Source organism: Streptomyces sp. NPDC005151, assembly GCF_053599875.1.
In genome coordinates this window covers 1-21,867 of record NZ_JBSFYR010000096.1, presented here as the reverse complement: position 1 = coordinate 21,867, position 21,867 = coordinate 1, and the positions used below count along the sequence as shown (strand labels likewise).

The 21,867-nt window shown below is 70.7% G+C and carries 17 protein-coding genes, 1 pseudogene and 1 riboswitch; of the genes and pseudogenes, 8 read left to right on the top strand and 10 right to left on the bottom strand.

Annotated elements, in window-relative coordinates; genetic code table 11:
- Positions 1–46 precede the first annotated feature (46 nt).
- Both ACWD6R_RS33485 and ACWD6R_RS33480 read left to right on the top strand, forming a co-directional pair.
- Positions 47–3,775, top strand: a complete 3,729-nt coding sequence (locus tag ACWD6R_RS33485) for a S8 family serine peptidase (protein WP_451822154.1) — start codon at positions 47–49, stop codon at positions 3,773–3,775.
- A gap of 104 nt (positions 3,776–3,879) precedes the next feature.
- The gene (locus tag ACWD6R_RS33480) at positions 3,880–4,491 is read left to right on the top strand and encodes a TetR/AcrR family transcriptional regulator (RefSeq protein WP_451822153.1); all 612 of its coding nucleotides are present in this window, start codon (positions 3,880–3,882) and stop codon (positions 4,489–4,491) included.
- Positions 4,492–4,540: 49 nt separating this feature from the next.
- Here ACWD6R_RS33480 and ACWD6R_RS33475 read toward each other — a convergent pair whose 3' ends face one another.
- Positions 4,541–5,542: a DUF6745 domain-containing protein gene (locus ACWD6R_RS33475; RefSeq protein WP_451822152.1), complete on the bottom strand. Its 1,002-nt coding sequence runs from the start codon at positions 5,540–5,542 to the stop codon at positions 4,541–4,543.
- Between the two features lie 121 nt (positions 5,543–5,663).
- Entirely contained in the window at positions 5,664–5,990 is a 327-nt protein-coding gene (locus ACWD6R_RS33470; protein ID WP_406423402.1) for a hypothetical protein, read from the bottom strand.
- 166 nt (positions 5,991–6,156) lie between these two features.
- On the opposite strand from ACWD6R_RS33470, the gene ACWD6R_RS33465 reads away from it, so the two are divergent.
- The 5 genes from ACWD6R_RS33465 (at position 6,157) to ACWD6R_RS33445 (ending at position 11,590) form a co-directional block, all read left to right on the top strand.
- On the top strand, positions 6,157–7,113 hold the full coding sequence (locus ACWD6R_RS33465; protein ID WP_451822151.1) for an STM4015 family protein: 957 nt from the start codon (positions 6,157–6,159) through the stop codon (positions 7,111–7,113).
- Between the two features lie 6 nt (positions 7,114–7,119).
- Positions 7,120–8,091, top strand: a complete 972-nt coding sequence (locus ACWD6R_RS33460; RefSeq protein ID WP_451822150.1) for an STM4015 family protein — start codon at positions 7,120–7,122, stop codon at positions 8,089–8,091.
- On the top strand, positions 8,072–9,226 hold the full coding sequence (locus tag ACWD6R_RS33455; protein WP_451822149.1) for an STM4014 family protein: 1,155 nt from the start codon (positions 8,072–8,074) through the stop codon (positions 9,224–9,226). The genes ACWD6R_RS33460 and ACWD6R_RS33455 overlap by 20 nt, the downstream gene beginning before the upstream one ends.
- Before the next feature lie 70 nt (positions 9,227–9,296).
- On the top strand, positions 9,297–10,112 hold the full coding sequence (locus ACWD6R_RS33450) for an STM4013/SEN3800 family hydrolase (protein WP_451822148.1): 816 nt from the start codon (positions 9,297–9,299) through the stop codon (positions 10,110–10,112).
- The gene (locus ACWD6R_RS33445; protein WP_451822147.1) at positions 10,109–11,590 is read left to right on the top strand and encodes an STM4012 family radical SAM protein; all 1,482 of its coding nucleotides are present in this window, start codon (positions 10,109–10,111) and stop codon (positions 11,588–11,590) included. The genes ACWD6R_RS33450 and ACWD6R_RS33445 overlap by 4 nt, the downstream gene beginning before the upstream one ends.
- 223 nt (positions 11,591–11,813) lie before the next feature.
- On the opposite strand, the gene ACWD6R_RS33440 is transcribed toward ACWD6R_RS33445, so the two are convergent.
- The 3 genes from ACWD6R_RS33440 to ACWD6R_RS33430 all read right to left on the bottom strand — a co-directional run bounded on the left by ACWD6R_RS33440 (position 11,814) and on the right by ACWD6R_RS33430 (position 16,482).
- Positions 11,814–12,659, bottom strand: a complete 846-nt coding sequence (locus tag ACWD6R_RS33440) for an SGNH/GDSL hydrolase family protein (RefSeq protein ID WP_451822146.1) — start codon at positions 12,657–12,659, stop codon at positions 11,814–11,816.
- Between the two features lie 326 nt (positions 12,660–12,985).
- Positions 12,986–13,933 (bottom strand): M23 family metallopeptidase, encoded by a 948-nt coding sequence (locus ACWD6R_RS33435; RefSeq protein ID WP_451822145.1) that lies wholly within the window; start codon positions 13,931–13,933, stop codon positions 12,986–12,988.
- A gap of 3 nt (positions 13,934–13,936) precedes the next feature.
- Positions 13,937–14,094, bottom strand: a riboswitch (cyclic di-AMP (ydaO/yuaA leader).
- Between the two features lie 282 nt (positions 14,095–14,376).
- Positions 14,377–16,482: an alpha-galactosidase gene (locus ACWD6R_RS33430; RefSeq protein WP_451822144.1), complete on the bottom strand. Its 2,106-nt coding sequence runs from the start codon at positions 16,480–16,482 to the stop codon at positions 14,377–14,379.
- Between the two features lie 196 nt (positions 16,483–16,678).
- Here ACWD6R_RS33430 and ACWD6R_RS33425 point away from each other — a divergent pair, with 196 nt between their 5' ends.
- A complete protein-coding gene (locus tag ACWD6R_RS33425) occupies positions 16,679–17,491 on the top strand; it encodes a tyrosine-protein phosphatase (RefSeq protein WP_451822143.1) in 813 nt (270 codons plus the stop codon).
- Between the two features lie 22 nt (positions 17,492–17,513).
- On the opposite strand, the gene ACWD6R_RS33420 is transcribed toward ACWD6R_RS33425, so the two are convergent.
- The 5 genes and pseudogenes from ACWD6R_RS33420 to ACWD6R_RS33400 all read right to left on the bottom strand — a co-directional run.
- A complete protein-coding gene (locus ACWD6R_RS33420) occupies positions 17,514–17,687 on the bottom strand; it encodes a DUF6126 family protein (protein WP_451822142.1) in 174 nt (57 codons plus the stop codon).
- A gap of 33 nt (positions 17,688–17,720) precedes the next feature.
- A complete protein-coding gene (locus tag ACWD6R_RS33415; protein WP_451822141.1) occupies positions 17,721–18,329 on the bottom strand; it encodes a helix-turn-helix domain-containing protein in 609 nt (202 codons plus the stop codon).
- Between the two features lie 63 nt (positions 18,330–18,392).
- A complete protein-coding gene (locus tag ACWD6R_RS33410; protein WP_451822140.1) occupies positions 18,393–19,790 on the bottom strand; it encodes an aspartate aminotransferase family protein in 1,398 nt (465 codons plus the stop codon).
- Positions 19,787–21,688: a 1-deoxy-D-xylulose-5-phosphate synthase gene (dxs, locus tag ACWD6R_RS33405; protein ID WP_451822139.1), complete on the bottom strand. Its 1,902-nt coding sequence runs from the start codon at positions 21,686–21,688 to the stop codon at positions 19,787–19,789. Before dxs ends, ACWD6R_RS33410 begins: the two co-directional genes overlap by 4 nt.
- Before the next feature lie 26 nt (positions 21,689–21,714).
- Positions 21,715–21,867, bottom strand: a pseudogene (locus tag ACWD6R_RS33400) (flavodoxin-dependent (E)-4-hydroxy-3-methylbut-2-enyl-diphosphate synthase); the annotation flags it as partial.

Genomic DNA, 21,867 nt, shown 5'->3' with positions numbered 1-21,867 from the left:
TCTCGCCTCGCCACCCCCTGGGAACACACGAGTTCACGAGGTGAGAATGAGACGGACCAGATGGGCAGCGGCCTGCGCCACAGCGCTCGCCGCCGCCCTTACCGGTGGATCACTCCCTGCCGCCGCCGACAACGCCCCCGCCTTCGCCGACCCGGCCGCGTCCCCGGCCGCGGGTGGCGCGGCCCGCACCGTCACGCTGCTGACCGGCGACGTGGTGACGTACTCCGGCAGCGGGAACGCCGTGCAGATCAGCTCGATCGTGCCGGGCTCCGGCCGCGAGGGCATGGGTTTCACGCGGTTCCGGGCGGACGCCCACGAGTACGCGGTGCCGATCGACGCCGTCGGACAGATCGCGCAGGGCCGCGTCGACCAACGGCTGTTCGACGTGACCGAGCTGGTCGCCTCGGGCTACGCCGACAGCAGCACCGACACCCTGCGGGTCCTGGTCGGCGGCGACACGCCGTCCGCCGCGAGCCCCGACGCGCCGAAGGGTGCCCGCGTCGCCGCGGCCTTCCGCACCGCACGCACCACGGCGCTGAGCGTGCCGAAGAAGTCGGCCGGCACCGTGTGGAAGCAGCTCGGCACGGCGTCCGGGGCCCGCAGTGAGGGCATCGGGAAGGTCTGGCTCGACGGCAGGGTACGGGCGACGCTCGACCGGTCCGTACCGCAGATCGGCGCGGACACGGCTCACCGCGCCGGAATCACCGGCAGGGGTACCAAGGTCGCGGTCCTCGACACCGGCTACGACCGCACCCACCCGGACCTGAAGAATGCCGTCACCGCCTCGCAGGACTTCACCGAGGACGGCGACGTCCAGGACCTGCAGGGTCACGGCACCCATGTCTCCTCGATCATCGCCGGATCCGGTGCCGCCTCCGGGGGCCGGTACGCGGGTGTCGCGCCGGGCGCGGAGCTCGTCGAGGGCAAGGTCCTCGGCAACGACGGCTACGGCTACGACTCCTGGATCCTCGCCGGCATGCAGTGGGCCGTGGACCAGGACGCCCGGATCGTCAACATGAGCCTCGGGTCGAACCGGGCCTCCGACGGCACCGACCCGTTGTCCGCCGCGGTCGACCGGCTCTCCGCCGAGCACGGCACGCTCTTCGTGATCGCCGCGGGCAACAGCGGCGACCATACGATCAGCGCGCCGGGCGCCGCCGATGCCGCGCTGACGGTCGGCTCGGTCACCAAGTCCGGTGAGATGTCGGCGTTCTCCTCACGCGGACCGCGCCAGGGCAGGCCCGCGGTCAAGCCCGAGATCTCCGCACCGGGCAGCGCCATCGTGGCCGCCCGCGCCGCCGGCACGCTGGACGACGCGGCCGTCACCGAGCAGTACGCCTCGCTCTCCGGTACGTCGATGGCCAGCCCGCATGTCGCGGGAGCCGCAGCCCTGCTGGCCCAGCGCCACCCCGACTGGACGGGGGCGCAGCTGAAGTCGGCACTGGTCGGCAGCGCCGCCCCGGTGGCGGGTGCGACGGTGAGCGACACGGGCGCCGGTCTCACCGACGTACCGGCCGCACTGGACACCACGGTGGTCGCCGAACCCACCGCGCTGGCCGCCCACGCCACGTACCCGAACGCCTCCGCCGCACCGCAGAGCCACGACGTGACCTGGACGAACACCACGGACAAGCCCGTGAAGCTGCGGCTGTCCGCCGGGCCCGGCCGGGCGATCCGGGTGGGCGCGGAGACCGTGACCGTGCCCGCCCGGTCGTCCGCGGTCACGGAGGTCGTCCTCGATCCGGCACAGGCCGAGGCGGGGACGACGTACAGCGGAGCGGTCACCGCGACCTGGCCGGGGCGCGGCAGGGCGACGGTGCCCGTTTCCGTCGAGGCCGATCCGGAGACGTACACCCTCACCCTGGCCGCTCCCGCACCGCGCGAGGGCGCCGAGCGCACCTCGACGGGCGCGGTCCTGCAGAACGAGAGGACGGGCGCGTCCCAGCTGATCGGGCTGGACGGCACCAAGCCGAGGACGGTGACGCTGCCGCGCGGCAGTTACCGGGTCCTGGGGCACACCTGGGAGTACGACACGGTGGGCAACACCGTCGTCGGGACCGCGGCGATCCATTTCGCCCACCGGGTGACGCTCGACCGGAACAGCACCCTCGCACTGGACACCAAGGGCGCAGAGCCCGTCAGGATCGGTGTCGACGACGGGTCCGCCCGGGTGTCGCTGCAGTCGGCGACCGGGATCGCGTCACGGGTCGGTTCCGGCACGGATACCGGGGACACCGGGCTGGTCGCACCGAGCTCCGCCGGTCAGTACCGCGTGGAAGCGGTGCCCACCACCGGTGGGACGCTGGACGGGCTCACCTTCTTCGGCGGGCTGAGCTGGCAGCAGCGGGAGGTCGACGCGCATGAGCCCGGCTCCTCGGCCGACGCGCTGAAACTGCTGCTCTCGCAGTACAGCATCTACAGCTGGCTGGGTACGGCCACCGGCGAGGTCGTCGACATCGGCACCGGGGCGGACACCGACCCGGCGGCCATGGACCTCAAGGGCAAGATCGTCCTGTGGACACCGGCCACCAGCCAGACCACGTTCAACAACGCGCTCTACCAGAAGCTGACGGACGCGGGCACGGCCGCCATCGTGTACGTGGGTTACGGTCTCTCGGTCTACAAGCCGACACCAATACTCAGGCTGGACACGGCCAGTCTGCCCGCCCTGCGGGCCCGGCTGGCCGACGGGCCGCTGACGCTGACGCTCGACGGCATCAACAGCTCGGCGGACGCCTACTTCCTGCACCACTCGGTCGACGGCAGGGTCCCGGCGGGGGCCGACTGGTTCGACCGGCGGTCGAGTCTGGCCAAGGTGACGACGGTGCAGCGCACGCACGGCTACCCGTCCGACCCCAAGGGCATGTACGCCTGGACGACCTGGCACGGGCTGACGCTCTTCCAGCAGTCGACCCGCTACCGGCCGCCGTCGGAGCAGACGCTCTACTACACCCCGGACGTCGCGTGGACGACGGCGACGTTCCATTATCAGTACGACGTCGCCGACCGGGTCTACCCGTTGGGGACGCTGGTCAGCGCGCCGACCGTGTACCGCGCGGGCGGTGACTACCGGGACGACTGGATGTCCGCGCCCTTCAACCCGGCGCTCGGCAAGCAGGCCGGTGCTGCGCAGATCACCCGGGACGGCGACAAGCTGAATGTGGCGCTCCCGGTGTTCTCGGACGCGGCCGGGCACCGGGCCGAGACGGCGCCGGTGGCGGACACCGGCAGCACGGTCCTGGCGGACGACGGCGGGAAGGTGCTGGCCCGCAACGGCGCACCGGGCCGCGCCACGTTCGATCTGCCGCGCAAGGACAGCTGGTACCGGCTGACCGTCGATGCCACCCGCACGTCACCGGATCCGGTGACATGGATGCTCGGGTCTCAGGTGACCAGCGAGTGGCGGTTCCGCTCCGGCCACGAGAAGTCCGCTGCCGCCGCCCGGCTGCTGGACCTCGACTACCGGCTGCCGCTGACCGGCGAGAACGCGGCGGACGCGGGCAAGCCGCTCGACTACACGGTCGGCCTGACCGCACAGGGAAGTCAGCGGGCGCTTCCCATCGCGTCGTTGAAGGTCTGGTACGCGACGGACGGCACCGACTGGAAGCAGGCCACGGCGGCGCGTACGGCCGACGGCAGGTGGAAGGTGACGGTGCCCGCGGTGGGCACCGCAAAGGTCGACCTGCGCACCGCCGTCACGGACACCTCAGGTGCCTCGCTGACGGAGACCCTGATCGACGCGTACAACTCCGGCTGCGCCGATACCTGGTGCTGACCGGCACCGGAGCCTTGAGGTGACAGGTGGTGAGCAGGGGGCGGGGCCGGATGCGGTCCCGCCCCCGACCTGTCCGGGACCGGCGCATTGGTTAGGGTGACGCCGTGGCAAGAGTGCGGTTGAGCGTGGCGGAACGACGCGAGGAGCTGCTCCGCGCTGCCGTCGAACAGATCGAGGTACGAGGTGTCGCGGCGGTACGGATCGCCGATGTGGCCTCCGTGCTCGGCGTGAGCAACGCCCTGGTGCTCTACCACTTCTCGACGAAGGAGAAGCTGGTCGCGGCCGCCTTCGCGCATGCGGCCGAGGCGGACCTCGCCCATCTGCGCAAACTCCTGAGCCGCCGCACGAGTGCGGTACGGCGGTTGCGCGCCGCCGTCCGCTGGTACGCACCGACCGGGCAGGCCAAGGGCTGGCGGCTGTGGATCGAGGGCTGGGCAGCCTCGCTCCGGGACCCGGCGCTGCGCAATGTGGCCGGTGATCTCGACCAGCAGTGGAAGGCGGAGCTGGCCGAGGTCATCGAAGAGGGCGCCGCCGCGGGTGAGTTCCACTGCGACGACCCGATGTCCGTGGCCTGGCGACTGACCGCCCTGCTGGACGGTCTGGCCGTCCAGATGACGTCGTACGCCGGTCCGCTCTCCCGGGCCACGATGCTGGCGTGGACCGACGAGGCGCTCGCCCGTGAACTGGGCATCGACCACGCGGCGCTGACGGCCTGACCCGGCCGGACACTCCGCATCCTTCGCTTCCTTCCGCCCTGTCGGCCGATCAGGTCTGGCGCAGAGGCGCGTACGCCTCTCCGTCCAGGCCGAAGGTCCAGGCGACGCCGTCCTTCGCGGTCCTGGTCGAGGGCGGTACCCGCAGCCAGTACGTGCGATGGGTCCCGTCGGGCTCCGGGGTGGAGTTGACCACCTCGACCATCACCACGTCCTCGTCGCCGTCCAGTGCGATCCGCCACAGGATGCCCGTCTCGTCCCGGTGCACCGGCTCGGCGCCCGACTCGGTGAGGTAGCGGTCGAAGCCGTAGAACTCCAGCATGACGCGGCGCAGCTCCGCGTTCTCCTCCTCGCGTATCCGCTCGGGGGTCAGGGCCGTCAGTTCCGCGAGGAACTCGGCGGGAACGGGCATGCCGCGCCAGGCGTACAGCGCGAACCCGTCGCGGTACGAGAGGGCAGGGCCGTCCCCGCGGTCGAGCCGGCCCGCCTCGTCGCGATGGAGCGTCTCCGGGCGTTCGCTGATCACCACGGTGCGCTCGTACGGCCACCACCAGCCCGCGTGCCTGGCCACCTCCGCCAGGCCGCCGAGGCGGTCCCCGCGGCCGTCGAACGCGGCGAGCCACGCCGCGTCGTGCTGGCCGAGGACCGCGTCGAGCAGCACCAGGCGTACATCCGACTCGTCCTCGGGGCTCTGGGCGAGGGCCGCGACGACACCGGTCCGTATCCGCTCGGCGAGCGCGGCCGTGGTCTCCCAGAGCTGAGCGCCCGTGGCCGACCAGAGGGAGGACCAGCCTGCCGGGCCCAACTCGTCGTGCATCCGGCGCCGTTCCTCCGCCCACGGGCGGGTCCGCACCTCGTCGCGCACCGAGCGGCCTGCGTCGACGAGCTTCTCGACCGCCTCGACGGCCGCCTTCGGCGAGTCGGCCCAGACAATCTGCTCCGGCTCGGCCAGTCCCGCGCTGCGGTAGGCGAGGCGGACCCCGTCCTCGGCCGCTCCCCGGTCCGCCGCACCGGTCGCCGCTGCCACGGCCCGCCATGAGTCCACGTACTGCATCGGTTGTCCCCGTCCCCTGTTCACTCTCTTGGATCTCTGCTGTTCTGCCTGTCCGGCGTGTTCGCCGTGCCGCCCGGTGCCTGTCCGCTCCGTCGCGCGCTGCCCGCCCGGCCCGGCCGGCTCAGTCCGCGACGATGCGGACCGCACCCGGTGCGTACTCCCGCTGGCGCACGACGCGGTACCAGCCCTTCGACAGCGGTATCGCCGCATGCTCCTCGTGCACCACCCGCCCGCCGTCGGGGAGATGGAGCAGCATCGGGCCGAAGGCGCCCGCCTCGCGCATCAGCCGGCCGGGCCCTTGGACCGCATGCGCATGACCGGTGACCTCGCCCAGCGCGAGGACCATCCGCCCGCGGGCGTCCCGCGGCTCCCCCGGCGCGTCCGCCAGGTGTGCGGGCACCTCGGACTCGTCCAACGACACGATCAGTACATCGCCCTGCCGGTACACAGACGTCTCCCCTCCAGGGTGGCACCCGCTGTGCCGACCCTGGAGAAAACGCTAAGGGCAGGGTCTGACAATCGGTCACAACCGCTCCCCCGCCCGCCGCATTGTCAGTGGGGCTTGATAAACCTTGCGGACACCAGCCGTCCCCCAGTCTCAGGAGCTCAGGGTCATGTCCGGTGTGGATCATCTGCACGAGTTGCGCGGCCTGCCGGCCGTCGACTTCCGGCACGCGACGAACGAAGCCCCGGCGCAGGCCGCCGACGCCGCGGCCTGGCGTATCGCGGTCGACCCGTACGACGACGAGTCCGAGATGACCTGGGAGCAGGCGTTCCAGGCATTTCTCGCTGCTGTCGACCCTGCGGGCGTGCGGGCCCTGATCATCGGTCAGTGGGGCGAGTCGTACGAGGAGACGTCGTCCTACCCGATCGATCTCGTGATCGCCGCCGCCGACCGGCTGACCTCGCTGGAAGCCGTCTTCGTCGGCGACATGACGGCCGAGGAGAACGAGATCTCCTGGATCGAGCAGTCCGACGTCACCGCGCTGCTGAGGGCCTTCCCCGGCCTGCTGGAACTGGGCGTGCGCGGCGGCACGGACCTGGAGTTCTCCCCGTCGAAGCACGAGCGGCTGCGTTCGCTGGCCATCGAGACGGGCGGGCTGCCGGCAGGAGTGATCCGCGGCATTCTGGACAGCGAGCTGCCCGCGCTGGAGCGGCTCGATCTCTGGCTCGGCGTCTCCGAGTACGGCGGCGACGCCGATGTCGCGGACCTGGCCCCGCTGCTCTCCGGCTCGCGCTTCCCCCGCCTGCACCACCTCGGTCTGCGCAACAGCGAGGTGCAGAACGAGATCGCGACGGCCGTCGCGGGCGCCCCCGTCGTCGCCCAGCTGCGCACCCTCGATCTGTCGCACGGGACGCTGGGCGACGAGGGCGCGGCCGCGCTGCTCGACGGCCAGCCGCTGACCCATCTCGAACGGCTCGATCTGCACCATCACTTCCTCACCGCGCCGATGGAGCGCCGGATCAAGGAGGCGCTGGAACCGCACGGGGTGCGGGTCGATGTGTCCGAACGCAAGGAACCATGGGGCGACCGCGGGGCCGAGGGCCGCTACACCACGGTTTCGGAGTGACTCACCATGACTGACATCGACCATCCCGAGACGTTCCACGGCCTGCCGGTCCTCACGCTGCCCGGCCCCGGCATGCCGCGCACCGGTCCACTTCCGGCGGCGGACGCGGTCGCCTGGCGGCTGGAGAGCGCCTGGCAGGGCAGTCTGACGTTCGCCACCCTGTGGCAGCACTTTCTCGACACGGTCGACACCACCCACGTACGGGCCCTGCTGATCGGTCCGTGGTGGCAGGAGGAGTACGAGCCGTTCGCCCCCGTCGTCGACCTGCTGGCGGGTCACGCGGACCGGTTCCCTTCCCTGCGGGCGCTCTTCCTCGCCGATGTCGTCAGCGAGGAGTGCGAGCTCTCATGGCTGGAGATGGCCGACATCACCCCGGTGCTCGAGGCGTTCGGACAGCTGCGGGAGCTGACGGTGCGCGGCTGCGGTGAGCCGATTGCCGGCCGGCAGACCCTTGATCTGCGGCCTTTGCGGCACGAGGCGCTCACCTCGCTGCGGTTCGAGTCCGGCGGGCTTCCGTCGGCCGTCGTACGGGCGGTCGGTGCATCGGAGCTGCCCGCGCTGGAGCACCTCGAACTCTGGCTCGGCGTCGCCGAGTACGGCGGGGACGCGACGGTCGAGGACCTTGCGCCGCTGCTCTCCGGTGCCGCGTTCCCGAACCTGCGCCATCTGGGTCTGCAGAACAGTGAGATCCAGGACGAGATCGCGGCCGCGGTGGCGTCCGCCCCGGCTGTCGCCCAGCTGGAGTCGCTCTCCCTGGCGATGGGCACCCTCGGGGACCTCGGAGCCGAGGCGCTGCTCGCGGGCCAGCCGCTCACCCACCTGACCTCGCTGGATCTGCACCACCACTACATCAGTGCCCCCTTGGTGGACCGCCTCGAAGGACTGCTCGGTGCCGACCGGGTGAACGGCGAACCGAACGAGGTGGAGTACTGGGATCCGGAAGAAGACGGCGAGCGCTATGTCGCAGTCACCGAGTAGGGCGGGCGGCCCGGCGGTGCGCTTCGCCGTCGTGGGAGTTCCCGGCAACCGCCGGGTCACCCTCTTCCGGGACGCCGTACGCGACGCCGGGCTGCCGGCCGCGCGTGTGGTGCCCTGGCTGGACGTACTGGGCGGCAAGGCCGTTTTCCGGCCGGGCGAGACCGTACGGATGGACTCGCCCGGTGAGGACGCCGAGGTCGAGCGGTTGCTGCGGTCGGTGGACGATCCGACGAGGGTTGAGGGCACCGCCCTCTGGTACACCCGGTTCACCGGAGCGGTGCGGACGGTCGCGCGGGCGGCCGACGCGGCCGGAGCGGTACTGCTCGACGCCCCGGGCGATGTCGCGGTGCTGTTCGACAAGCGGCTGTGCCATGCCGTGCTGGACGGCGCCGGGGTCCCTGTACCGGCTTCGCCGACCTCCGGCGCTGCGGCGCCCGTGGTGCGCGACTGGGCGGATGTGCGCGAACGGATGGCTCAGCACCGGATGCCACGGGCCTTCGTGAAGCTCGCGCACGGCTCGTCCGCCTCGGGGGTGCTGGCCGTGGAAACGGCAGGTCCCGGCCGGGTGCGGGCGACCACGTCGGTGGAGCGTGACACGTCCGGACGGCTCTTCAACTCGCTGCGGGTGCGCCGCTGTACGACGGAGCGCGAGGTGGCGGCGATCGTCGACGCGCTCGCACCGGACGGGCTGCACATCGAGCGCTGGCTGCCCAAGGCATCGCAGGGAGGACGCTCGGCCGACCTGCGGGTCCTGGTGGTGGCGGGCCGCGCCACCCATACCGTCGTACGGACCAGCCACTCCCCCATGACCAATCTTCACCTCGGCGGCGAGCGCGGAAGCCTCGACGAGGTCCGCGCGGCCGTGGAGGCGGCGGGCGGCAGCTGGGCCGAGGCCCTGGCCGTGTGCGAGCGCGCCGCTGCCTGCTTCCCGGACACGCTGTGTGTGGCCGTCGATCTGCTGCCCGCGACCGGCTGGCGGCGGTTCGCCGTCGGCGAGGTCAACGCCTTCGGCGACCTGCTGCCACGCCTGACCGGGCTGCCCGGCAGCGGCTTCGAGGGCCTGGACACCTATGCGACGCAGGTCGTCGCCGTACTGAACAGAGCAAGGAACCACCGTGCAAGCGCCACCGCCTGACACCGGACAAGCCGTCGCCGCCATCCGCGACGCGGACGCCCCTCCCTCGGAACACGCCGGGAATCCGGACATGAGCGAGATCGTGGGCAGTCACGATCTGCTGCTCATCACCCTCGACACCCTGCGCTACGACGTGGCGGCGGAGCTGGCCGCCGCCGGGCGCATCCCGCACCTGGCCCGCCATCTCCCGGGCGACATCTGGGAGAAGCGGCATGCCCCGGGCAGCTTCACCTATGCCTCGCACCAGGCGATCTTCGCGGGATTCCTGCCGACGCCCGCCACCCCGGGCCCGCACCCCCGGCTGTTCGCGGCACGCTTCGCGGGCAGTGAGACCACCGCTTCCCGGACCTTCGTCTTCGACACCCCCGATCTGGTGTCCGCTCTTGCCGGGGCCGGTTACCACACGGTGTGCATCGGAGGCGTCGGCTTCTTCAACCGGCAGGGCCCGCTCGGTTCCGTGCTGCCGGCCATGTTCCAGGAGAGCCACTGGGAACCCGAGTTCGGCGTCGCGTCACCCACCTCCTTCGAGGCCCAGGTGGCGCGGGCCGAACAGATCGTCGCCGGACTTCCCGCCGAACAACGGCTGTTCCTCTTCGTCAACGTGTCGGCGCTGCACCAGCCCAACTGGTTCCACCAGCCGGGCGCCACCCGCGAGTCGGGTGACTCCCGCGCCACGCACGCCGCAGCCCTGGAGTACATCGACGCACACATCGGCCGGCTCCTTGCCGCCGCGAGCAGCCGCCGCCGCTGCTTCGCCATCGTCTGCTCCGACCACGGCACGGCGTACGGGGACGACGGCTACACCGGTCACCGGCTCGGCCACGAGTCCGTCTGGACCGTTCCGTACGCGCACTTCTTCCTGGAACCGGGGGCCACCGCACGATGACCAGTCCGCACACCGTCCGCCCGTACCAGAGCTACGTCTACGCCTATCCGCACAAGACGGCGTACCGCCCGCTCACCGGCCACCCCGCCGGCCGGCCCGCGCTGCGCGAGCTGTGGGCGGGAGAGCGCAAGGACGCGCTCTCGCTGTATCTCCACATACCGTTCTGCGAGGTCCGCTGCGGTTTCTGCAACCTCTTCACCCGGATCGGCGCCCCCGACGAGCTGACGACCCGCTATCTCGACGCACTGGACCGGCAGGCCACCGCCGTCCGCGACGCACTGGGTGACGACGAGCCGGTGCGGTTCGCCGCGGCGGCGTTCGGCGGCGGCACCCCCACCTTCCTGACGGCCGCCGAGCTGGAGCGGCTCTGCGACATCGCGGAGAAGCGGATGGGCGCCGACCTGCGGTCCGTGCCGCTGTCGGTCGAGACCTCGCCGTCGACCGCAACGACCGACCGGCTGGCCGTCCTCACCGACCGCGGGACGACCCGGATCAGCATCGGCGTACAGAGCTTCGTCGACGCCGAGGCACGCGCGGCGGTCCGTCCCCAGCGCCGCGCCGATGTGGAGGCGGCGCTCGGCCGGATCCGGGACGCACGCATCCCGGTCCTCAACATCGACCTGATCTACGGCATCGACGGACAGACCGAGGTCAGCTGGTGTTCCTCTCTGGACGCGGCCCTCGCCTGGCAGCCGGAGGAGCTGTATCTCTATCCGCTCTACGTGCGCCCGCTGACCGGCCTGGGCCGGCTCGGCGCCGACGCCGACGCCGAAGCAGCGGCGGACGCGGCCTGGGACGAGAAGCGGCTGTGGCTGTACCGGGCGGGCCGGGACCATCTCCTCGCCCACGGCTACGAGCAGGTGTCGATGCGGATGTTCCGCCGCGCCGACACCCCGCAGCAGGGCCCCGCCGACTACGCGTGCCAGACGGACGGCATGATCGGGCTGGGCTGCGGCGCACGCTCGTACACCAGTCGGCTGCACTACTCCTTCGACTACGCGGTGGAGATGCGGGAAGTGCGGGCGATCATCGACGGCTACACCGCCACCAAGGAGGTCTATCTCTGGGTCAATGCCGCTGAGGGGCAGAGCTACACGGACGAGGAGGCGGACCGCTGGACGGCCCTCGACCCCCTCTTCCCGTACAGCCGTCACCCGCACCGCTCGGCAGGCATGCCGTGCCGGACCGGCGAGTCCGTCATCTCGGTGGACGGCGACGGCACGGTGCGCCGCTGCCACTTCGTCCCGGCCGAGCTGGGCAACCTGTACGACGGCAGCTACCGGCGTGCGCTCGGTCCGCGGGCCTGTCCGGTCGCCGTCTGCGACTGCCACATCGGCTATGTGCATCTGGAGACACTGCCGTTGTACGACGTCTTCGCGGGTGGCGTCCTGGAGCGCATACCGGCCCGGCGCCCGGGCATACCGGCGCCCTCGGGACGCCGGTTCCTGCCGGTGTCCCCCGTCGCCGGACAGGCCTGAAGCCCCCGAGAGGCAGAAAGGGAACCGGCCCGTCCGGCAGATGGGGCCAGAGAGGGCTCCTCTAAGACCGACCGGCAAATGGGGGGGTGGGAGAAGGAGCGGGGCTGGGTGCGTGCAGCTGCAAGGCGGAGGATTGAGGCATGGCGGAGCCATGGTGATTGACGACAACGCGGCAGATGTGCGTGCCCAGCCCCGCGACGCCGCCCTCCATTTGCCGGTCGGTCTAAAGCGGCAGGAGGTCCGGCCGCTTCGCCTCGACGTGGTCGCCGGAGGACTCGCCGCGCAGCCGCCGCCCTATCCACGAAACCAGGTACTCACGCGCCCAGTGGATGTCGTCGCGCCGGACCTCCAGCGTGCCGCGCTGTGCCTGCGGGGGCCATTCCTGGTCGGGGTCGGCCGGTACATCGAGGCCGAGGACCTGGGCGGCGCGCAGCGCGACCCGGGTGTGTCCCTCGGGCGACAGGTGGAGCCGGTCGTCGTCCCAGGCGCGCCGGTCCTGCACGGACTTCAGCGACCACAGGTCGAGGACCGGGCAGTCGTAGCGATCGGCGATGGAGCGCACATGGGCGGTGTACGTGGCGATCTTGCCGCGCAGATGGCGCAGGACGGGAACGCCGCGGGTGTCGAAGCCGGTCGTCACCAGGACGGTGCCGACCGAGTCGGTGAGCTCGGCGACCGCGCGCTCGAAGCGCTCGGCCACGTCGTCGGGGTCGGTGCCGGGCCGGATGATGTCGTTGCCGCCCGCGCAGAAGCTCACCAGATCGGGTGCGAGCTCCTTGGCGCGCGGTACCTGCTCCTCGACGATCTGGTCGAGGAGGCGTCCGCGTACGGCGAGATTGGCGTACCGGAAATTTCCGTGTGCGGAGCCCTCGGAGCTCGTCGCCGCATCGGTGTCCGGGAGCTGGTCCGCGAGAAGTACCGCGAAACGGTCCGCCCAGCCGACGAAGGTTCCGTCCGGGCCGGGGTCTCCGACTCCCTCGGTGAAGCTGTCGCCAATCGCTGCGTACGACCCGATGGCGCCCTGCCGGTTGATGACGCCACGTTGATTGTTTCTCGAATCGTCTGCCACAAGCGCATATCCTGCACCGCTGAATGTGACCTACGCGACCGTAATAAGGGGTTGACGGGTGGTGAGATAGACCACCCGGTCAGGTTTTGGCAAAGGGGGAATAACGCCCCCCGCGGTAGGGAGTGGATCAGCGAGCGGCGTCATGCGGCTTCGATTGCAAGGCGGAGGACGGAGTCGACGCGGAGCGTCGGCGACTGACGACAACGCCGCCAGCGGAGTCGCAGGGCGTCGGGAGCCCACTCCCTATCGCGGGGGAGGCCGTAAGTGAAGGGGCGGTGCGTCGCCGCGCACCGCCCCTTCACCGAGCCGACCGGATCAGCCGTGGATCAGACGTGGATCCCGTGCGAGGCCAGGTAGGCGATCGGGTCGATGTCCGACCCGTACGCCGGGCCAGTGCGGACCTCGAAGTGCAGGTGCGGGCCGGTGGCGTTGCCGGTGGCACCGGAGAGGCCGACCTGCTGGCCTGCGGTCACGGTCTGGCCCGCCGAGACGGAGAGCGAGGACATGTGGCCGTACTGCGAGTAGTGGCCGTCGGCGTGCTTGATGACGACCTGGTTGCCGTACGCGCCACCCCAGCCGGCGGTGACGACGGTGCCGGAGGTGATCGCCTTCACGCTGGTGCCGGTGGCGACCGGGAAGTCGATACCCGTGTGGCTGCCGCTGGACCAGTTGGAGCCGGAGGCACGGTAGGCGGTGGTGTGGTTGCCCGGGACCGGGTGGACGTAGCCGGAGCTGTTGCTCCGACCGGCCGAGGCGGAGGACGTGGTGGTCTTGACGGACTCCGAAGCCTTGGACTGCGACGCGGACTTGTCGGCCGAGGAGGTCGACGGAGCCTTCGACGGGGCAGCCTTCGACGGAGCCGGGGCGGACTGCGTGGTGTCCGTCGTCGCGGCGGAGTCGGCCGGCTTGCCGCCGAGCGTCAGCTTCATGCCCGGGAAGATAAGGCTCGGGTTCTCGCCGACGACCGCGCGGTTGTCCTGGTACAGCTGCTGCCAGCCGCCCTTGACCTGCTGCTCGGCGGCGATCTTCGACAGGTAGTCACCGGCAACGACGGAGTACGTCCGGGTCTCGACCTTGTTCTTCACGACCGGCGCGGCCTCGGCGGCGACGTGCGTGGCTGCCGACTGCGCGGTGGGCGCGGCCTGCTCCGCGGCGTGGGCACCGGTGGCGCCGAGCAGCGGAAGGGCGATGACGGCCCCACCGGCGCCGACGGCGGCGACGCCACGGGCGATCGTGCTGGACTTGGTACGGCGGTGCTTACCCGATGTGGGCATGAAGAATTTCCTCTCCGGCGCCTACGAGGTGAGCTGTCGGGTTCGGGCTGGAGATGCCCGGTCGCAGTTCGCGACTTCACCCCGAGCCGGCCGGATCTCTCCGGGCGGCGGCTTACCTGGTTCCCCCGCTCCTGCCACACGTGAGTGGGTGCGAATTCCGGGCGGCGGCAGGATTAGGCGGTCCGTCCGGATTGAGGGTGACCGTAGGCGAGCGAGGACGGCGGAAACAAGCCATCGACTACTCAGGGGAATCCACGCCGGGAAATCGGCGCGGAATTCCGGTCACCCTCCGTGGATTACGGATCTTGGCTTTCCGCGCGACGTCCGGAATACCCATCTGTGGCGCCACCACACACCGTCACGGATATGATCCCGCTCACGAGGAAGGCATCATCTCCCGCAGAAATAGGCCATGTTCCACTAAAAGTCGCAATACGGACATGTCACGAACGTTCGCCACGTCGGAGCCTCAGTACCTTCGCGTCCAGGTCCCCCCGCAGCCCGGTGTGCAGACCCTGATGCAGCAGCACGGCACCGTGGTGGACCGCCCCGGTGTCCAGGTCGGTGTAGGTCGCCGCGGGGTCGAGCCCGCGCAGCCGCAGGGCCGGCGGCCGCTCCCCGTACCGCTGCGCCTCCAGCCACATCAGCACCACGGCCTCGTCGCCGTGCACGTACTGCACGGCGCTGAGCCCACCGCGCGGGGCACGCAGCCGGTACAGCGCGCCGTGCTGCACGGCGGGACGGATCTCCTTGTAGAGATCCACCCAGCTCCGCGCCTCGGCCAGCTCCTCGTCACTCCACTCGGTGAGATCCCCGCCGACCCCGAGCACCCCGGCCATCGCGCTGACGAAGCGGAAGCGCAGCGAACTGACCCTGCTGTTGAGCTGGACATTCGGACTGTCGGTGACCCAGGCGGCCATCACCCGCGCCGGATGGATCTGCCCGAAGCCCTCCTGGATGGCGAGCCGGTCGAGCGGGTCGGTGTTGTCGGAGGTCCACACCTGGTCGGTACGGGCGAGGATCTCCAGGTCGATCCGGCCACCGCCGCCCGAGCAGGACTCGAAGGCGACGCCGGGGTGGGCGGCCCGCAGCCGGTCGATCAGCGCGTAGAGCGCGTCCACATGTGCGATCCAGAGCTTCTGCGGATAGTCCTCGCCCGGCCAGCCCGCATCGGTGAAGCAGCGGTTGAAGTCCCATTTCACATAGTCGATCGGGGCGCTGGAGAGCAGCGTGTCGAGCTGCTCCCACAGATAGTTCTGCACATCGGTCCGGGCCAGATTGAGCACCAGCTGATGACGGAATTCGGTCCGGGTCCGCCCAGGGAAGTGCTGCACCCAGTCGGGGTGCGCGCGATACAGATCACTGTCGGCGTTCACCATCTCCGGCTCGACCCAGATGCCGAACTGCATGCCGAGTCCGTGCACTTCGTCGGCGAGCGGCTTCAGCCCGCCGGGGAATCGCTCGGGGTTGGGGGTCCAGTCGCCGAGTCCGGCCCGGTCGCTGGTGCGCTGCCCGAACCATGCGTCGTCCACGACGAACAGCTCGACGCCCATCGCCGCGGCGCGCTCGGCGAGGGCGCGCTGCTGGTCCTCCGCGATGTCGAAGCCGGTCGCCTCCCAGGAGTTGTAGAGCACCGGCCGCAGGCTCTCGGCGTCCGGGACGACATGGGCCAGTTGCCAGGCGTGCCAGGACCGGCTCGCCCCGCCGAACCCTTCGGCGCTCCACAGTCCGGCGAACACCGGTGTGGTGTACGTCTCCCCCGGTGCGAGCCGCAGCAGCCCGGAGTCGTCGTATCCGGCGCCTCCGGTGATCTGCACAAGCCCGTCGGGGAGCTGCTGCACCGCGATCCGCCACGAGCCGGACCAGCCGAGCGCGCAGCCGTACACCTCGCCCTCCTCCTCGGTGGCGGCGCCGTCCGCGTCGAGCGCGACCCAGGGCAGGAACTGGTGTCCGGTGTGGCCGCGCCTGCTGGAGAGGACCTTCTCGCCGTACGTCAGATCCGACCGTACGAGCTGTGTCTCGGCCGCCCAGCGGCCGTGCAGCTGGCTCAGCCGCCAGCTGTCGCGGGCGGGCAGCGCCCAGGCCGCCGCGTCGGCGCGCAGCAGCTCCAGCGGCGGACCGTCCGGACCGGTGTGGGTGACGGTGGCCCAGCGCTCGATGACGTCGGAGTCATCCCGCATCCGGTAGTGCAGCGTGAGCGCGAGCCGCTGCACGGAGTCGGCGAACGCGATACGGAGTTCATCGCCGTCCACGGCGGCCCCGGCGAACGCCCATTCGGTGCCACGGACTTCGGGGGTGCGTACGGAGAGAGCGGGCCGAACGAAGCGGGGGCCGCCCTCGACCGGGTACTCCTCGCGGCCGTCCAGCTGCGACTCGAAGCCCCGGAAGGGCGGCTCGGGCGCGGCGGCGAGGGCCTCGGCGGCCGCGAGGGAGATCTGCGGCCCCCAGTGCAGATGCAGCAGTTCGTCCCGGCCGGTGAGGTGCAACGCGTAGCTGCCGCTCGCCCCGGTCAGCAGCCAGGTCCGACCCTGGTCACCCGTCTCGATCATGTCATCCCCGCATTCCCACAGTTCCGCACATCATCGACCGCCGGCCGACGGCCGGGCAACGCCCGTGCGAGGGGAATTCCATGGGGTGTTCAGCAGGAAACGGCCGAGATGATGGCCTGAGAATTCAATGTCGTATCGTCGCAGGAAATGACCTCGCCGGCGAGCCGCGCCGACGCCAGACACTCCAGGAGACACCGTGACGCAGCAGGTGCCGCAGGTCCCGTCGACGGAACCCGAGCTGGCAGGTGTGCGCAACTTCCGCGATGTGGGCGGACTGCCGACCCTGGACGGCCGCCGGGTGCGGCACGGACGGCTCTTCCGCAGCGGTCACCTCGCGCACGCCACCGACGAGGACGCCGCGTTCCTCGGCGGCCTCGGGCTGCACACGATCTTCGACTTCCGCAATGCGGCGGACCACAGGCTCGAAGGCCCGGACGTGGACCTGCCGGGCGTGCGGAATGTGAACATTCCGCTCTCCGACCCGGCCGACGGCGCCGAGTTCTGGCAGATGGTCCGCGACGGCGACATCGCGCAGCTGCGCTCGGTCCTTGCCGACGGCAAGGGAGCGGCGCGGATGACCGCCTCGTACAAGTCGATCATCAGGGACCGTACCGCCGAGCACAGCCAGGTGCTGCACGCCCTGGCCGTGGACAGCGTTCCCGCTCTGATGCACTGCGCGGCCGGCAAGGACCGTGCCGGTCTCTCGATCGCGGTTTCGCTGCTGGCGGTCGGCGTCGAGCGCGAGGCCATCGAGGCCGACTACCTGAAGTCCAACGATCCGCACCGCCGGTACAAGGTCCGGCGCACCGACACCTCGGCGACCGGGATGTCGCCCGAGGTGATGGAACTGCTCAGCCCGCTCTTCGACGCCCGCGCCGAGTACCTCGCCCAGGCCTTCAGCACCATCGAGGAGACCTGGGGCAGCACGGACCGCTATCTCGCCGAGGGCCTGAAGCTGACTCCGGAGATCCTGGAGCGGCTGCGCGGACGGCTCCTCGACGAGGCGTAGCCGGACCGCACGCCGGCCGAGGTCAGCCCTTTCCGGCCACCGCGAAGAGCAGATAGAGGAAGGCCGCGAAAATGTGTCCGGCGACGAGATAGGCGAACAGCCTGATCACCACGCCGCGCGGAAACTTCCGCTCCTGCGCCTCGTAGTTCTTCCGGGACCTCGGGGTGAGCGGATCGAAGTGCTCTGAATCGGACATGACAGTCCTCTCTGGTGACCGGCCGGGCCGGTCTCAGCGATGGTGGGTACCGCTGCCGAGGCACAGCTCGGCGGCGGGGCTCTGCAACAGGGTGTGGACGAAGAGCAGCTCGGATCCGTCGCGGTCCACGGAGGCGATCCGGTGCGGGGTGAGCGAGTCGAAGTGGGCGCTGTCGCCCGGGTCGAGATCGTGCACGGTGTCGCCGAGACTCACCCGCAGCCGCCCGGCAAGGACGTACAACCACTCCTCGCCGGGATGGACCCGCACGAGATCGCCCTGGGCCCCGTACGGAACCCGGACGCGCAGGGCCTGCATCGCCCGGCCGGATCCGCCGGCCTGCCGGTACATCCAGCCATCGGCCTCGGCCCCCTCGAACCGGCCACCGCGGACGATCGCGTCACGTTCGGGGGTGATCTCGCCGAGCAGCTCGGAGACCGTCGTACCGTAGATCCTGGCAAGTCCGAGGAGCATGGGCAGCGACGGCTGCCTCCGGCCCGTTTCGAGCCGGGACAGATGGGCCGGGGAGAGCCCGGCGTGCTGGGCGGCGGCCTCCAGGGTCAGACCACGGCGGCGGCGCAGTTCGCGCAGGCGTGGCGCGACTCCGGGCAGCTCGTCGGCCACCCCTCCATCGGGAGAGTTCATATACCTATTGGGCCAGGATCCTGCCTCAGAGGCAAATGTCTTGCCTCTGAGGCAAACCCGGGCTCAGCGGTTGGCGACGGCCTGTTTGACCAGCGTTCTTCCGAAGTCCCACATCAGCCCGCCGCCGCTGTGCGCGTCATCCATCACCGCTGTGAACGCGGTCACGAACCGGTCCACCTCCGGCTCCCCGATGACCAGCGGCGGAATCAGCTTGATCACTTCCAGATGGTCGCCGGAGACCTGGGTGAGGATCCGGTGCTTCTGCAGGAGCGGCACGACGACCATCTGCGCGAAGAGACCCTTGCGGGCCGCCTGCAGCATGGTCCAGCGGCTGCGCAGCTTCAACGAGCTCGGCCGGCCGAACTCGATGCCGATCATCAGCCCGCGGCCACGGACCTCGTGCAGCAGTTCGTAGCGTCCGGTGAGCGCGGCGAGCCGCTCGCGCAGCTGATCACCGGTGCGGCGGGCGTTCGCGACGGTCTCCTCGTCCTCCATCACCGCCAGGACCGCGAGCCCCGCCGCCATCGCCTGGGCATTGGAGCCGAAGCTCGCCGAGTGGACCAGAACCCGGTCCATCGACGAATAGACGCGCCTGAAGATCCAGTCCTTCCCGAGGGTCGCCCCGACCGGCACATAGCCGCCGGAGAGCGCCTTGGCGACACAGACCAGGTCGGGTTCGACGCCTTCCTCGTGCTGGTACGCGTAGAAGTCGCCGGTCCTGCCGAGACCGGTCTGCACCTCATCGGCGATGAGCAGCGCCTTGTGCCGGTGCAGCAGCTCCTGTGCGGCGCGCAGGTAGCCGGGCGGCGCCTCGTGGACGCCCTTCCCCTGGATCGGCTCGACGACGAGCGCCGCCACATCGCCCCGTCTCAGTTCGCGCCGCAGTGCGTCGAGGTCGCCGAGCTCGACGGCGGTGTCGGGGAGCAGCGGTGCGAAGCCGTCCCGGAAGCCCGATTCGCCGTTGACCGAGAGCGAGCCGGCGGTCAGGCCGTGGAAGGCATGGGTGCAGTAGAGAATGCGGGGCTTCCCGGTGGCGTACCGGGCGAACTTCAGCGCGGTCTCGACGGCTTCCGTACCGCTGTTGCCGAAGAAGACCCGGTCCAGATGCGGACTGTACGTGAGCAGCTTCTCGGCCAGCAGTCCGGGCAGCGGCTGGCAGTCGAAGCGGGTGAGGTCGGCGAGCGAGGCGTCCATGACGTCGTGCAGTGCCTTGCGGACGACCGGGTGGTGGCGGCCCAGACCCATCACGCCGAAGCCGGCGAGCATGTCGAGGTAGTCGTTGCCGTCCGCGTCCCAGAAGTGGGCGCCCTCGGCCCGCTCGTACACCTTGTCGAAGCCGATGGTGTGCAGCATCCGCGGGAGCTGGTGGTTGAGGTATTTCGTGTGCAGCTCGTACCGCTCGGCCCCGCGTTCCGCCAGGAGCTGCGCCAGATCGAAGCCCTTGGGCCCGTCGTCCTTCATACCCCGCTCTCCTCAATCCCCCGGACCGCATCCTTGGCGGCGAGCGCGCCGCTGATCCGGCCGGCGATCTCGACCGGTGTGAGCCCGATGTCGGCCAGCACCTCCGCACGCTTGCCGTGCGCGAGGAACTGCTCGGGGATACCGAAGGTCCGCAGCGGTACGTCGACACCGGCGTCGCGCAACGCCTGCCCGACCGCCGAACCGACGCCTCCCGCCCGGCTGTTGTCCTCGACCACGGCGACCATCCGGTGGCGTGCGGCGAGCGGTGCGAGCTGTTCGTCGACCGGCTTCACCCAGCGCGGGTCGACGACCGTGCAGCGGATGCCGCCGCCCGAGAGCAGGTCGGCGGCCCGCAGGCAGACGGAGGCGAGCACACCGACCGCCACGATGAGGACGTGGGGGTCGTCGGCGCGGTGCAGTACGTCCATGGCACCGACCCGGCCGATTGCCGGGACGGGCTCCCCCACCGACTCCTTCGGGAAGCGCAGCACGGTCGGCGCGTCGTCGACGGTGACGGCTTCGCGCAGCTCCTCCCGCAGCCGGTCGGCGTCGCGCGGGGCGGCGATTCGGAGCCCGGGCACGACCTGAAGCACGGACATGTCCCACATGCCGTTGTGCGAGGCGCCGTCGGGGCCGGTGACCCCGGCCCGGTCGAGGACGAACGTCACCCCGCACCGGTGCAGGGCGACGTCCATCAGCAGCTGGTCGAAGGCGCGGTTGAGGAAGGTGGCGTAGACGGCGACGACCGGGTGCAGTCCCCCGGTGGCGAGCCCCGCCGCGGAGACCGTCGCGTGCTGCTCGGCGATCCCGACGTCCCAGACCCGCTCGGGGAACGCCTCGGCGAACTTCGTCAGCCCGACGGGGTGCAGCATCGCCGCGGTGATGGCGACGACATCCGGCCGCTCGGCGCCGATCGCGGCGATCTCGTCCCCGAACACCGAGGTCCACGACGGACTCACCATCGGGGCGAGCGGTGCGCAGGTCAGCGGGTCCATCGCGCCGACGGTGTGGAACCGGTCGGCCTCGTCCCGCAGTGCGGGCGCGTAGCCGCGGCCCTTCTCGGTGAGGCAGTGCACCAGCACCGGGCCGTGGAAGCGTTTCGCGCGGCTCAGTGCGGATTCGACGGCTGCGATGTCGTGCCCGTCTATCGGACCGACGTATTTGAGCCCCAGGTCCTCGAACATGCCCTGCGGGGCGAAGGTGTCCTTGAACCCCTTCTTCGCGCCGTGCAGCGACCCGTACAGCGGCTGTCCGACGACCGGGGTGCGCTGCAGGACGTCCTTGCCCCACGTCAGGAAGCGCTCGTACCCGTCAGTGGTACGGAGGGTGGCCAGGTGGTCCGCGAGCCCGCCGATCGTCGGGGCGTACGAGCGCTCGTTGTCGTTCACCACGATGATGAGCGGCCGGTCCCGGGCCGCCGCGATGTTGTTGAGTGCCTCCCAGGCCATGCCGCCGGTGAGCGCACCGTCCCCGATGACGGCGACGACGTGGTCGGGGCGGCCGAGCACCTCGTTCGCCTTGGCCAGGCCGTCCGCCCAGCCGAGCACGGTCGAGGCGTGCGAGTTCTCGATGATGTCGTGCACGGACTCCTCGCGGGAGGGGTAGCCGGACAGGCCGCCCTTGCCGCGCAGCTTGGAGAAGTCCTGCCGCCCGGTGAGCAGTTTGTGCACGTAGCTCTGGTGCCCGGTGTCCCACAGAATGCGGTCCACCGGTGAGTCGAAGGCCCGGTGCAGGGCGATGGACAGCTCCACCACCCCGAGGTTGGGCCCCAGATGTCCGCCGGTCCTGGCCACCGCCTCGACCAGGAACTTCCTGATGTCCTCGGCGAGTTCTTCGAGTTCCGGTCCGCTCAGCGCCTTCAGGTCGTGCGGTCCCCGGATGGTCTCCAGAATGGTCACGCTCGGGCCCCCTCTCCGGTCCTGTCTCAGCTCACGGTGACGGCGGGGACACCTGACGGTGTCCCCGCGTCGTCCATGTCCTCAGCGATCTTCAGGGCTTCTTCGATGAGCGTCTCGACGATCTTCGACTCGGGAACCGTCTTGATGACCTCGCCCTTGACGAAGATCTGCCCCTTGCC